This window comes from Paracoccus sp. P2, from assembly GCF_046335115.1.
GTDB classification, from domain to species: Bacteria; Pseudomonadota; Alphaproteobacteria; order Rhodobacterales; family Rhodobacteraceae; genus Paracoccus; species Paracoccus pantotrophus.
On sequence record NZ_JBGOSN010000029.1, the window covers coordinates 34,902 to 47,464 of the forward strand.

The 12,563-nt window shown below is 66.6% G+C and carries 18 protein-coding genes and 1 pseudogene; 1 reads left to right on the plus strand and 18 read right to left on the minus strand.

The genetic code is table 11. The annotated features are described in order from the left end of the window. Nucleotides 1-3: 3 nt before the first annotated feature. The 15 genes from ACDP63_RS16880 to ACDP63_RS16950 form a co-directional block, all read right to left on the minus strand. Complete coding sequence (locus ACDP63_RS16880) at nt 4-399, minus strand: hypothetical protein (protein WP_409928335.1); 396 nt, start codon at nt 397-399, stop codon at nt 4-6. Continuing rightward, nucleotides 392-610: a hypothetical protein gene (locus tag ACDP63_RS16885; protein WP_409928336.1), complete on the minus strand. Its 219-nt coding sequence runs from the start codon at nt 608-610 to the stop codon at nt 392-394. Before ACDP63_RS16885 ends, ACDP63_RS16880 begins: the two co-directional genes overlap by 8 nt. A gap of 29 nt (nt 611-639) precedes the next feature. Continuing rightward, complete coding sequence (locus ACDP63_RS16890; RefSeq protein WP_409928337.1) at nt 640-831, minus strand: hypothetical protein; 192 nt, start codon at nt 829-831, stop codon at nt 640-642. After that, complete coding sequence (locus ACDP63_RS16895) at nt 821-994, minus strand: hypothetical protein (RefSeq protein ID WP_409928338.1); 174 nt, start codon at nt 992-994, stop codon at nt 821-823. The genes ACDP63_RS16890 and ACDP63_RS16895 overlap by 11 nt, the downstream gene beginning before the upstream one ends. Beyond that, complete coding sequence (locus ACDP63_RS16900) at nt 987-1,427, minus strand: phage protein GemA/Gp16 family protein (protein WP_409928339.1); 441 nt, start codon at nt 1,425-1,427, stop codon at nt 987-989. The genes ACDP63_RS16895 and ACDP63_RS16900 overlap by 8 nt, the downstream gene beginning before the upstream one ends. Continuing rightward, complete coding sequence (locus ACDP63_RS16905; protein WP_409928340.1) at nt 1,424-1,729, minus strand: hypothetical protein; 306 nt, start codon at nt 1,727-1,729, stop codon at nt 1,424-1,426. The genes ACDP63_RS16900 and ACDP63_RS16905 overlap by 4 nt, the downstream gene beginning before the upstream one ends. Continuing rightward, on the minus strand, nt 1,726-1,959 hold the full coding sequence (locus tag ACDP63_RS16910; RefSeq protein WP_409928341.1) for a hypothetical protein: 234 nt from the start codon (nt 1,957-1,959) through the stop codon (nt 1,726-1,728). Before ACDP63_RS16910 ends, ACDP63_RS16905 begins: the two co-directional genes overlap by 4 nt. Before the next feature lie 71 nt (nt 1,960-2,030). Next, complete coding sequence (locus ACDP63_RS16915) at nt 2,031-3,179, minus strand: hypothetical protein (RefSeq protein ID WP_409928342.1); 1,149 nt, start codon at nt 3,177-3,179, stop codon at nt 2,031-2,033. A gap of 38 nt (nt 3,180-3,217) precedes the next feature. Then, complete coding sequence (locus ACDP63_RS16920; RefSeq protein ID WP_409928343.1) at nt 3,218-3,487, minus strand: hypothetical protein; 270 nt, start codon at nt 3,485-3,487, stop codon at nt 3,218-3,220. Nucleotides 3,488-3,496: 9 nt separating this feature from the next. Continuing rightward, nucleotides 3,497-4,180 (minus strand): DUF3164 family protein, encoded by a 684-nt coding sequence (locus tag ACDP63_RS16925; protein ID WP_409928344.1) that lies wholly within the window; start codon nt 4,178-4,180, stop codon nt 3,497-3,499. Continuing rightward, the gene (locus ACDP63_RS16930; protein ID WP_409928345.1) at nt 4,167-4,874 is read right to left on the minus strand and encodes a helix-turn-helix domain-containing protein; all 708 of its coding nucleotides are present in this window, start codon (nt 4,872-4,874) and stop codon (nt 4,167-4,169) included. Before ACDP63_RS16930 ends, ACDP63_RS16925 begins: the two co-directional genes overlap by 14 nt. After that, a complete protein-coding gene (locus tag ACDP63_RS16935; protein ID WP_409928346.1) occupies nt 4,871-5,122 on the minus strand; it encodes a hypothetical protein in 252 nt (83 codons plus the stop codon). The genes ACDP63_RS16930 and ACDP63_RS16935 overlap by 4 nt, the downstream gene beginning before the upstream one ends. A 5-nt stretch (nt 5,123-5,127) precedes the next feature. Then, nucleotides 5,128-6,123 (minus strand): AAA family ATPase, encoded by a 996-nt coding sequence (locus tag ACDP63_RS16940; protein WP_409928347.1) that lies wholly within the window; start codon nt 6,121-6,123, stop codon nt 5,128-5,130. 73 nt (nt 6,124-6,196) lie between these two features. Further along, nucleotides 6,197-8,191 carry a transposase domain-containing protein gene (locus tag ACDP63_RS16945; protein WP_409928348.1) on the minus strand — a complete coding sequence of 665 codons (1,995 nt, stop codon included), beginning with the start codon at nt 8,189-8,191 and terminating at the stop codon, nt 6,197-6,199. Further along, the gene (locus tag ACDP63_RS16950) at nt 8,184-8,735 is read right to left on the minus strand and encodes a hypothetical protein (RefSeq protein ID WP_409928349.1); all 552 of its coding nucleotides are present in this window, start codon (nt 8,733-8,735) and stop codon (nt 8,184-8,186) included. Before ACDP63_RS16950 ends, ACDP63_RS16945 begins: the two co-directional genes overlap by 8 nt. A gap of 355 nt (nt 8,736-9,090) precedes the next feature. Here ACDP63_RS16950 and ACDP63_RS16955 point away from each other — a divergent pair, with 355 nt between their 5' ends. Next, nucleotides 9,091-9,762, plus strand: coding sequence for a helix-turn-helix transcriptional regulator (locus ACDP63_RS16955; protein WP_409928350.1), 672 nt, complete (start codon nt 9,091-9,093; stop codon nt 9,760-9,762). Between the two features lie 412 nt (nt 9,763-10,174). On the opposite strand, the gene ACDP63_RS16960 is transcribed toward ACDP63_RS16955, so the two are convergent. The 3 genes and pseudogenes from ACDP63_RS16960 to ACDP63_RS16970 form a co-directional block, all read right to left on the minus strand. Beyond that, entirely contained in the window at nt 10,175-11,068 is an 894-nt protein-coding gene (locus ACDP63_RS16960; RefSeq protein WP_409928351.1) for a LysR family transcriptional regulator, read from the minus strand. A 73-nt stretch (nt 11,069-11,141) separates the two neighbouring features. Then, nucleotides 11,142-11,297, minus strand: a pseudogene (locus ACDP63_RS16965) (S-(hydroxymethyl)glutathione dehydrogenase); the annotation flags it as partial. Nucleotides 11,298-11,487: 190 nt separating this feature from the next. Next, nucleotides 11,488-12,516: an electron transfer flavoprotein subunit alpha/FixB family protein gene (locus tag ACDP63_RS16970; protein ID WP_409928352.1), complete on the minus strand. Its 1,029-nt coding sequence runs from the start codon at nt 12,514-12,516 to the stop codon at nt 11,488-11,490. Between the last annotated feature and the right edge of the window lie 47 nt (nt 12,517-12,563).

Here is a 12,563-nt window from a genome sequence, read left to right on the forward strand (position 1 = left end):
CGGTCAGTCGAACAGGTCGAGCTGGGGAGATGGCAGCTTGGCACGGTGCCGGCGCACCGTGCGGATATGGCAGCGCAATGCACGGGCGATCTCGCGCTCGGACTGACCGGCTGCATGGCGCTCGGCGATCGAGCGGGCGAGCCGCGCGCCGTAGCAGTTTGGACCCATCGGGACTTCGAGCACGCCGGCCCCGAGCGCGTCGAGGATCAGCGCGGCCGCGCGCATCCCGACCGAGCGCACGAGGACATGGTCGTTGTCGAGCTTCTTGCGGATGTAGATTTCCGTGCCGCCGTGATCGCGCGCGAGCTGGACGGCCGCCACGACGCCGGCCACCTCGGCGATACGCCGAAGCACCGGAGGCAGGTCATCCAGCTCGGGCGTGTCGGCGTCGTCAGCCATCGCCGCCACCCAGAACGATACCGCGCACCGTATGGACGATGCTCACGCTGCGGTCGGCCACCCGATAGACGAGCCGGGCCGTGAAGGTCCCGCGCCGGGTGCGCCACAAGCCGGAGGTCCGGCACATGACGTAGCCGCGCGCGAGCAGCCCCGCATGGTTCGGCACCACCTCGGCCGCGAGCTTCTCGATCGCCTCCGGCGTCACCTTCACGCGCCACGATCTGTATTTCCGGCGGCCCATCACACCAGCCCCCGGTCGATCGCCAGCCACTCGGGCATCGTCACCACATGGTGGCGGCCGCGCGGGGCGACCTCGATATGGGGAAGCGGAAGCCAGACGGCCTTCTCGCGATCGCCATCGTCCGAGACGAGGATCGCCCGCTCGGTGCGGGCGTGGATTTGCAGGGTGAGGTCGACGAGGTCACTTTTCATCGCCGACCTCCTGACCGCTGGCCACGCGGGCGAGGACCTCGGCGAGGGCGGCGGCCGTCTCGCGGCTCACCACCACCTGCACGGCCATGCTGCCCGAGGTCATACCGATCACGACATGGTCGGCCTCGGCCCCGACCTCGATCTTGAGCTGGTTGTCAGACATGGGCTTCCTCCCGCTTCGACAGGACGCGCTCGCGCCACCCTTTCAGCGCCTCGGTCACCATCCGGGCGTCGCGCGGATCGAGCCATTCGGGATCGCCGACGCCGTCCGGGCGATCTTCCCGGCGCGTCATGTTGGCGACGAAGGCGCGCAGGCCCTCGCGCGTCGGCTTGTCGGGGATGCCCTCGCGGCACATGCCGCCCCAGATCGCGAAGACCTTGCGGACGTGCGCCTTGTCGGACTTGCGGAATGGCCGGGCCGCCTTCGCGCCGCGACGGCGCAGCTCCTCGACCACCGCCTCGCGCTGGCGCTCGGTCATGGCGCGCAGCGAACGCTCGCCGGTGACGTGTTCGAGGAAGGCCCGCCAGTCGCCCTCATCCTCAAGGCCGGCAACCTGACGGCGGCTCGCATGGATTGCTTTCATCGACTGGCTCATGCCCGGACCCTCCAAACGATGGCCTTCCGGCCGGAACGGTTCGCGCGGCGCGATCCCGCGTCCACGATCGAGCCGGCCTTGCCCAGCTCGGAGACGCGCGGCCGCACCGTCAGGACGGAAAGGCCGAGCCGGTCGGCCGCCTCGTCGGCGGTAAGCCCGGCCGGGCCGGCGGCCCGGATCGCGCCCAGCACCATCATGCGCAGGCGCGCGGCCGAGGGCGTGATCGCGCCGGCGGCGGCGCGGCTGGTGTCGGTGTCGCGCGCGGCGGGAGGCGCTTCAAAAAGCGGCAGGTGTCCCGTCATGTGGATTTTCCTCTCGGGGTTTTGCGCATAAACATCCAATCGTCCTCGTGCAGGGCGAGCGCGGTGCGCAGGCCGCGCAGCTGGGTCAGCGTGCGGATTTCGACGCGGCCGACCACATGGTGCGGCGGCAGCTGATGGCGGTCGAGGATGACCAGCATGTCGCGGCCGCCGTTCATCCAGTCCGGCTCGACCACGGTGCTGATGCCGGGCTTCGCGTTCGTCTGGGCCATGTCGTCATCCTCCTGTTGCGGGGGTGACAGCCCGCCTTCCGGCGGGCCGCCAGATTGCAGATGGTCAGATGTCAGATTGCGAAAGCGGGCCGGAAGCCGATGTGCGTGCCCGTGCTCGAGCGCGCGTGGGTCAGGTTGAGGGCGAAGACCCCGGCGTTGACGCCGAGGCCCCAGCTGCCCCCACAATACGCGACGGTCTCGCGGCCTTCCCAATGACCCCACACCCAGTCGCCGATCAGCGCATCATCCTGATCGGAGGTGACCTCGCTGGGCAGGAACAGGAGCGAAAGGTCGAAGCCGTTGCCGCGCTCGGAATGGAGGCTGACCGGATAGCCGTGGTCGCCGCCGGGGCCGTACTGGACGCCGGTGCTGACCCACTCCCCGCTGCCGGGCCGGTCGATGCTCCAGACGTTGATCGTGCCATCGGCGGCGATCCGCAGGCCGTCCACCATCTGCCAGACGTTGCCCCATAGCTCGTGAATGCCCCGCCATCTGGCGCGGCTGTCGCCCCCGGCGACCACGCCGCCGCCATCGACCTGACCGCGCCCGATCAGGTCCTGCATGTCGGTGCCGCCCATCTCGATCATGGCCAGTATCTGGATGGCCGACAGGTCGTAGATCGACCACATGCGCCAGCCCGGCCCGATGGCCTCGCACCGCTCCTGCGCGGCGTCGAAGCTGACCGAGGTCCACGGCTTGAGGCCGGCCCCGACCGCCACGTCGCCATCGCGCTGGCCGGCCGCATAGGCACCGATGCGAATGGCCTTCGCGACCGAGCCATCGGGGTTGCGAAACGCCGGGTGCAGAATGAAGCCCCCAGCCGGCCGGCTTGACACCAGCCACGTCTGCTCGTCGCCGGTCCGCTCGGTGCGGACATAGAAGGCCGGGATTTCGACCAGATGCTGATCATCCACACAGATCGGGCCGATGCGGGAGTAGATCGGATGGGAAGCAAAAACCGCCGGCTCCGCATCATAAACGACACGATTGGCCGCTATGCGATGCCACTGGCCATCAGCGCCATGACGGATGCCGATGATGTCACATTCAGCGAAGATGTCGGCGGCATCGTCCGTGACGGTTACGCTGATCATGTTGTTGCCGTAGTCGATAAAATCCCAGAGCTTCCGGGCATGGTCGAGGGCGGTGAGCGGCTCGATGCCGGTGGCGAGGACCTTGCCGAGCAGCTCGGCGCGCATCTGCATTTCGTTGGTCAGCATTGTGGCTTCTCCTGTGTTCAGCCTGTTGAGAGGGCGGTCTAGTGAAGGTCCGGGGCCGAGCGCAGCGTTTTGAGGCTGCGCTCGATCATCAGTCGGAAGCTGGTGGCGGCCGCGACCGCCTGATCGTTGTCGGCAGCTTCGGGCAGGCCGGGCACGAGCAGCGTTTCGCCGTCATGGGCATGACGTGCGACGCCGGAGAGCACGGTCTCCAGCAGCTCGCGCTTGCCGGTGGCGAGCACGAGCGCGCCCTCGGGCACGATGCCAACCACCTCGGTTTCGCCGGAGCGGTAGCAAATGATGCTTGCCATTGCCGCCTCCTACGCCGCCGCCAGATCAATGGTGATCGGCTCCCAGCGGGCGCGCGTGTCGGCGCGGCGGTAGAAGCGCACATACTCCTTGGAGCCGATGACGCGGATGGCATCGCCGAGCGCCTCCATGGCGGCCTTCCAGTCGGCGTCGTCGATGTCGAGGCGGCGCAGCTGGAACAGGGCGGCGCGGTTGATCCGACCTTCCTTGTCCACCTGAAAGGCGTGCTCGACGAGGGCGCGGATATTGTCGTTCGCGCCTGCGCTCCAACGGCCGATGCAGTCGTCGACCAAGCCCTTGGCGATCTGCAATTCCGGCCCGAAGGTGAGCTGCTCCTGCACCTGCACGGTGACCTTGAGCAGGCCGTCATAGCTGGTCAGCGTGACGTTGCCCTTCTGGCCGCCGCGCTTGGTGCCGTACTTCTCGGCCATCAGGTCGAGCGTGGTGGCGATGTCGTCGACCGTGTGGCCCCGGAAGCGGGCGATCTGCGCGGACAACTCCTCGGCATAGGCAATGATCTTGCGCACCGTCTGGTCTTCGAGGCGGTGCTCGGGCTTGACCAGTTCGGTCGGCACGAGGCGGCCGCCCGCGTCTTTCATGTAGTAGTCGCCCATCAGCTCGATCTGGCCGGTCTGGGCGTAGTTGTCCGGTTCCGGCTCGCGCCGGGCGGTGGTGGTCGCTTCAATGTCCTGCATGGCGGCTCTCCGTTTTGAAGTGGGTTGAAAGGCTGTTTAAGGTTCGCTCGAAGGCTGCCCGCTCGGCACGTTCGCGGGCGGAGAAGCGGGCGTTTTCGAGGGCGCGGAACGCCTTGAGTACGTCCGCGACGGGCGGCGGCATCGCTGGCCTGGCCGAGGGCCGGCGCGCGGGAACGGACGATGCCGGATCGGGTTCGGGCCGGGCGGCCTGCGCCGGGGCAGGTGCATCCTCCTCGGCCGGCGGGCGGCGCAGGATGACGGCCTGCGCCAGCGCGTGCATTTCCGGCAGGGTGAGGCCCCATTCAGTGGCGGGCGTCGAGATGATCCGCTCGGCGATCTCGAACGGGTCGAGGTCCGGCTCCGGCACAATGAGATGCTGCGCCAGCATCGCCTCGCGCTCGGCGAGCAGGCCCTCGATGTCCCGTAGCTCGCGCGCCACCTCACTGTCGGTCTCGCGCAGATGGTCGATCTTGCGGCAGGCATGCAGCACGGTGGTGTGGTCGCGACCACCGCAGCGCCGGCCGATCTGGGGCAGCGACAGGTTGGTATGGCCGCGCGCCGCCCACATGGTCACCTGACGCGGTCGCACGATATGCTGGCTGCGACGCGCCGAGGTGATGTCGATCCAGTCGACGCCGTAATAGTCGGCAACCACCTGACCGATCGTGCGGATGTTGAGGCGGGACCGGCTCATGGCAACCGTCCTGCCGGAGCCGGATGCTCCGGTCGCCGGGCGTCGAGCCGGATGACGTTGCCGTGCTGGCGGCCGCTCTCGGGCAGGCGGTGGGCGGCCGGGATCGTGAGCTTCTCGATCGCCTCGACGCGGTCGGCGATGTCGAGCAGCGCCGCGCCGGCCAGCCGCAGGTTGTTGTTGGTCAGCGACCGGGTGAGCATCTGCGCGTTGATCTGCGAGATGAGGGTGCGGATTTCCTGTGCGAGCATGGCCGTTACTCCTGCGCGCCGAGGTTCGCCCAAGCGTGCCGGAGCGCGCTGACCGTGATCTCGCTGCCGCCCGCGCTCATTGAGGCGAGCGCCAGGACCTTCGAGACGCCGCGAAGCGCGCCGGGCTTGCTGGCCATCTGCTGGAGCAGGTCCAGTTCGGCCTTGCCCTTGACGCCCCACGCGGCCGCCAGCGCCCGCACGTCGCCGATGGTCGGCCGCGAGATGAACAGTCGGGACCCGATGCGGCTGAACAGCTGGGCGAAGTGGCTGGCGCGGGTGCCGCCGGTCAGGCGGGCGTAGACGCTCTCGTTGCCCACCAGCGCCAGCCCGATGCCGGTGGCGTCGTGGATCGAGCGCAGCTCCTCAAGGGCGGCGACGGAAAGGTGCTGCGCCTCGTCGATGATGAGCAGGCCGCGCGTGCCCTCGACCTTGCGGCGGATAGCTCGGGCGATCTTGCGCGCGCCGCCGGTCGCATCCCGCAGCCCGACCGCTTCCGCGACTTCTTCGAGCGCAGGCACCACCGGCGCGCTATCCGGGGCCATGGTGGCGATCCACGTCGCCGGATTGGTGTCCCGATACTGGCGCAGGCTGACCGTCTTGCCGACGCCGGGGCCGCCGTAGATGCAGACGATGTCGCCGGCCATCTGGGCGTAAGCGAGGGTGTCGATGATTTTCTGCGAGGACGGCGAGGTGAAGTAGCCCGGCTTGCCCGGCATCCGCGACGAGGCGTCGAACTGGCGCGCCTGCGCATCCAGCCAGCGCTCAACCTTCTCCTCGATCTCCTCGTTGTTGCCGAGATATTTGCCGTTCAGCCACTGATTGAGCGTCGGCGGCGAGACGCCGATCTCCTTCGCGGCGGCGGCCTGCGAAAGACCGGACTGATGCAGAGCATCCTTTGCCCGGCTGCGCGCAGTCGCGGGCAGGCCGACCGGCACATCATCACTGTTGGAAACCTCCGGCGCGTGGCCGTCGAGGTGGACAATGTTCGTTTCTTCAGTCATTTATTGGGTCTCCTTTCATCGGGGATGGCCGGTAGGCGGTGGTGCGCCTCCGGCCGCTTTTCCAAGGGACGGCCTAGAGCTGCTCCTTGCGAAATCTCTCGTGCAGCGCGCGCACATTCCGGGCGAAGTTCTCGGCAAACTGATTGGTGTCCTCCTCGGGAAGCGGCGTGAGTGGCGTCACAATCCCGGCTCCATCCGTGCCAGTGCCGCGCAGGGCGTCGCGCTCCGGGTCGATCGGCCGGATGAAGCTGGCGGCGACGACATTGCCGCGCTCGGCCGGGGCCGGATCATCAGGCAATGGGCTGGTGGCCTTGGCGTAGATTTCCGCGTGCTCCAGCTCGCTCATACGCTTGAGCGCGGCCAGCTCCTTGTCGGATGCCTTCTTCGCCTGCCGGCGGAACTTCGACAGCTCGCGGGCCTTCTGGGTGTCGTTGAAGGCGACGCCCGGCTGATATTCGGCAGTGCAGAGATATTCGCCGGTCAGAGAGTAGACGTCGATGCCGGCATGCAGATTGTCCGGGTCGAACAGCGCGACAACGCGCTTGCCGGCCAGCCGAGCCGTGGCCTCACTCCAGTAGCGGTTCTTGCCGTAGGCGCTCTGTCCGGCCTTGATCGCCACCACACCGGTATGGTCGATCCGCACCGGCTCGCGCGACATCAACAGCATGTTCCGCTGGCGCTCGGTGAACTTGCGGAACGTGATGCTGCGGGTGGCTTCCTCCCACGCCTCGTCGAAGCTCAATTGCCCCCGGCAGGCATCGGTGCGGCGACCCTTCTGCGCGTTGTGCCGCGCGATCTCCTGATCGAGCACCTCCCGCAACTCGTCGGAGCCGATCGCCGTGGCCTTGCTGAAGCCGCGACCAGCGAAGCGCGGGTGGCTCGCCACCTTGCTGTGAATGCCGCCGATGCCGAAGGCGCGCTCGATCGGCTTCGCGCCGGGGTTGCCTGTGATTTCGTCCGGGCCGGTGCGATGCACGTCAATGCCGAGCGCCGGCAACAGGCCGAGGCCGTCATGCTCATTGTTCTTGAAACGATAGCGCGACGATCCGGCCGTCATCACCTTGTTCGAGGCGGCGGGCGTATTGTCGATCTGGATGATCTTGGGCGCACAGACGGCCATCAGGTCATAGGTCGCCAGCCGGAAGATGTCGGTGTTTTCCGTTTTTCCGAGGCGGTGAGCCAACACCTTGCCAGTGCGGATGTCCTGATAGACCCACGCTGTGGCGGTGTTAATGATCTCGCCGTCCGGGAAGCGGACCCAGAGCGTGTCGAACTTGAGGCCGTCGCCGCTAACCGCTTCACCGGCCGCATAAACACTCCGATCGCGCTTGATACGCATCTGACGACGCGCCCAAGCCTCCTCGCCCTCCCGCGCGAGCACGAGGGCGAGCGGCTCGACCTCGCGCTCGACCATGCGGATCATCGTGCGCGCCGAAGGGATCGCCCAGCCCTCGGCCTTGGCGATCTCCTCCAACCGGCGATAGGTTTCCGCATGGGTCGGCTGTCGGCGCGACAGGTAGTGGGTGAGGTACCAGTCCCGCGCGCGCTGATCTATTTCGGCCTTCGGCTCTGCAAGGCCAGCCCAGCGCGGGGTCAGGGCGGCGAGCCAGTCCTGCCGCTCGACACCCCTGACATCATCGTACCAGCGCCGGATCGTGGATGGATCGACACCCGCCTGCGACGCGACGGCCTCAATCGCCTTCATCTTCCCGAAATCGGGACCGCGCAGCTGCTCGACGGCGAGAAGGATGTCGTGCCGGCGCTGCGCCTCCTCCCGGCACTTCAGGGTCGCTTGGGTGTACCGCTCCCACAATTGCTCCTGATCGTAGCCGGAGCTGCGCTTGGCCTTTTTCGCGGGAGCGGGCTTGGGCGCGTGGCGCAGGACGTAGGCGGCGCGGGCCTGTTCCGGCAGGCTCGAATAGTGGTACTCGAAGCCGCCACCCCGACCGGCGCGCTCGCGGCGCTTCCAGCCCTCGCGATCAGCCGCCTTGATGAAGCCGAACTTCGACGTAGGCAGGCCCGGAAGCCCCTGATCGACCCATTCTGACGCTGACCGCCACTCAATCATGCGTTGCACCGCCGTTCGTCTTCGGCGCTGCGGGCCTTTCGCAGCCAGGGATCACGTATTGCGGGCCGATCTCGGTCATCTCGACCGGGAAGCTGCCCGGATTTTCAGGGGCGTGCTCGGTCGCGCGAGCCGGGAAACGATCAGTCATGCCCCCCCCCGGAAAAGAAGCGGCCGGACGCGCCGCACGAGCTGCGCGACGGGTCCGGCCAGTTGGGGAGGAAACCATGCGAGGCTGCACCGCCTCGGCGAACGCGATCACCATCACGGCGTGCCGCAGGTCCTCGACATGCGAGAGAACATTGAGGGCAAGACTGCCGTCGAGGCGGCGCACCGAGTTAAACGACGCCGCCCGCGCCATGAGGTAGGCAGCGCCGACCGTGAAGCCGGTCGAGGTGCAGGCGTCGCATAGCTCGGTCAGGCGGTCGCTCACGATGGCGTCGGGCAGACGCAGGATCAACCCGGCCCGTTCGGCGTTGCACGTCGCCGCGATGATCTGCTCGGCCGGCGGGAAAAGGGTGCTTCGGGTCGGGGCGTTGCGTGTCATACCGCCCTCCGGTTTTTGCGATGGCCCGGACGTTCCACCTCTGACGGCCAAGGCGTTCCCTCGGGCCAGATTTCCGATAGGCGCTGCATCGCCCGCGCAACTCGATCCGTGGTGATGCGGTGCCGAGGGCGACCGCTTTCATCCACAACACGAAGGCGTCGGATGGTGTCGCCGCTGCCAGTCACAAGGCGAGAAATCGTGGTCGGAGAGCGCCCCGTCGCCTTGGCGGTAACGTCGATCAAGTCGCAGAGCGTGTTAACCGTGCTATCCATAACACGCTTGTGTCATACATAACACGCTGGTGTCAACCCGAAAGATCGGATACGTGTCACGCATGACACAAGGTGACATCAACATGCTGCGGGCACTGGTTCAGCACCATGTCGAGAAGGAGGGGTTGCGACCTTTCTCTCGACGGATTGACCTTCCCGTAGGCGTGATCCGGTCAATCCAAGATGGCCGCGATCTCGGCGTGTCGAACCTGCTGGCCGCTTGTGAGAAGCTGGGGTTTGAGTTTTATATCGGCCCGAAGCGTGACGTTGGTCCGCCCGACCCATCCCGCCCAGCGCCGGGCGACGTGCGGATCGGTGACGAGGAGTACTCACTCATCCCGCGCTATGAGGTGAACGTCTCCGCCGGCGCTGGCCTTATTCCGGTATCGGAAGACATCGACGGCGGGGTGGCCTTCTCCAGATCGTGGCTCATCCGGCATCGCATCAACGCCGATCTCGCGGGTCTCGTCAGGGTCAAGGGCGACAGCATGGCCCCGACCGTTCCTGATGGGGCGCTCGTCCTCGTCCATTGCGCCGAGATGCTTCTGGAGCGTGAGGGCATCTATGCCTTCAGTCGTGATGGCGAGGCATATATCAAACGGCTGGTGCCGGTCGACCGCCGGCCGGACGGCTATCCGTCCTCCCTTGTCATCATCTCGGACGGCGGCAGCTTCCCGCCCGAAGTGGTCACTGGCCCCGCCTTAAACGAGCTGCGCATCGTCGGCCGCGTGCGCGCCATTTTAATCGACCTTTGAAGGCCGATTAAACGCCGTTTTCAGTTGACGGTTCGAGGTCGGGTGATACGCCGCGCCCGCCCTTGCAAAGTTGTTGTAAAACAACGTGTTATCATAAACCGTCAACTACAACGCCGCGTTGACGGTTTAGTTGACGGTTTGCTACCCCTATCTGGAAACTTCTGCCCCCGGCCGGCAGGCGGTAGCCGTGGGTGAAGCGCCGTATTATCAAGGGTTTAAATAGCCGCGCGGCGGGCTGGGCGATGTGCGCAAACCTCGTGTCCAATTTTCCGGTTTCTCCCCGGACTGCGCAAACCTCGCTCCCTTGATCATCTGCGCCGTTGCGGTTTCTAAGTGTTTGATATTGCGCCGCCTATCCCCCTAAATCTACCGAGGTCCATTTATATCCCGGACTGCGCAAACCTCATGTCCCCTAACACTGTTCCCGGATCCAGTCGCGCATGACCATGGCGGTATCCGACAGTTTGCGCGTGCTGTTCCTAGTCAGGTAATAGCCCCCAGGTGCCGGGATGACCAGATCGGTGAAACGGACCAGGGCGCCCTGCTCGATCAGCGGCCCGACCAGCCGGTGCCATCCGATCACCAGCCCCTGGTCGGCCATGGCGGCCTGCAAGGCGATGCTGAACTTTCCGAAGCGCCGTCCCCTCAGGGCCCCTGCCCTGACCCCGCCGCGCAACAGGATCTCGTCCCAGCCCAGCCAGTCAGGCTCGACCCATTCCACGCTCAGCAGCGGCAGGTCCACCAGATCGGCGATCCCGGCCCCCTCGTGCTGCCGCGCGAAATCCGGGCTGCATACCGGATAGATCCAGTCGTCAAACAGCAATTCCGCCGTTTCATCAGCCCATGAGCCGAGACCGTATCGCACCCGCAGCTCGACATCGCTTCTGCGATAGTTTCGTGCGTTTTCCCAGATGACGTGATCCACGAACACCCTGGGATGCCGGGCCCAGAAATCCGGCATCCTCGGGATAAGCCACATGGTCGCAAAGACATCGCTGCATGCGATCGCGACGATGTTGGAGGCCTCGCCTTCCTTGATCGAGCGGATGACCTCGGATGCGCGGGAAAAGCCGCTTGCCAGGACGTGGAACAGTTCCTCGCCCGCCCCGGTCAGCACGACGCCCTTGCCGTTTCTCAGGAATAGCGGTGCGCCCAGCTCCATTTCGACGGACTTGATCTGACGGCTGACCGCGCCCGGTGTCACGTTCAATTCTTGCGCCGCGAGCTTGAAGCTCGAATGCCTGGCCGCCGCTTCGAACACGGCCAGCGCGCTGAGGGACGGAAGATCATAGTAACGACGAACCAAGATTGCCTCTCGTCTCTGACGGAAATAAAATCGATGCGACTCGTCGGGAACAGTCGCCGACGCATCGCACCCTTCAATAAGGCATGGCCGCGCGGATGGATTCGCCCGCATGCATCAGGTCGAAGCGCTTGCCGAGGCCATCGAGCGACAGGGTGCGGGTGATCATCGGGGCGAGTTCGATCTTGCCGTTCATGTACCGGTCGACGATCTGCGGCAGGTCGGTACGGCCGCCGCCGACGATCACCACGTCGTAATCCATCGATTCGCGTTCAATTTCGGACATGGCTCGGCCCCCTTGGCTGGCTGATGGTGGTTGCGGTGCGCAGGGTCCGGGGGCTCTGCCCCCCGCGGCCCCGTGGCCCCTCGACGGGGCCGCGGGGGCGCTCCCCCCGGGGTATTTGCGGAAACGGTGAAAGCGCTCAGAGCTTGCCGGTCAGTTCCGGGACCACGGAGAACAGGTCGCCCACCAGGCCGTAATCGGCGATCTGGAAGATCGGCGCCTCCTCGTCCTTGTTGATCGCCACGATCACCTTCGAATCCTTCATCCCCGCCAGGTGCTGGATCGCGCCGGAGATGCCCACCGCGACATAGAGCTCGGGGGCGACCACCTTGCCGGTCTGGCCGACCTGCCAGTCGTTCGGGGCGTAGCCCGAGTCCACCGCCGCGCGCGAGGCGCCCACTGCGGCGCCGAGCTTGTCGGCCAGCTCTTCGATGATCGCGAAGCTCTCCTTCGAGCCGAGGCCCCGGCCGCCCGAGACCACGCGTTTCGCCGAGGTCAGCTCGGGACGGTCGCTCTCGGCCACCTCGTCGGCGACCCAGCTCGACAGGCCCGGATCGGCGGCAGCGGCGGTCTCGGTGACCGGGGCGTTGCCGCCGATCCCCGCCGCGTCGAAGCTCGCCGTGCGGATGGTGAAGACCTTCTTGGCGTCCTTCGACTTCACCACCTGGATGGCGTTGCCGGCATAGATCGGCCGCTCGAACGTGTCCGCGTCGATGATGGCCGAGACGTCCGACAGCACCATCANGGCGTCCTTCGACTTCACCACCTGGATGGCGTTGCCGGCATAGATCGGCCGCTCGAACGTGTCCGCGTCGATGATGGCCGAGACGTCCGACAGCACCATCACGTCCAGAAGCGCCGCGACGCGGGGCATGACGTTCTTGGCATCCGTGGTCGCCGGGGCGGCGATGTGGTCGTAATCGCCGGCCAGCGACACGATCAGCGCCGCGGTCGGCTCGGCCAGGCGGTGGCCGTAGAGCGGCGCTTCCGCCACCAGCACCCTGGCGACGCCGGCGATCGTCGCGGCCTCCGCGGCCGCCGCCTTGGCCTGCGCGCCGGCGCAGAGCACCGTCACATCGCCAAGCGCCTTGACCGCCTGCACCGCCTTCGCCGTCGCATCGCGGTTCAGCACCCCGTTCGTCACTTCCCCAAGCAGCAGAACAGCCATCAGATCACCCCCGCTTCTTTCAGCTTGCCCAGCAGCTCGTCCACCGA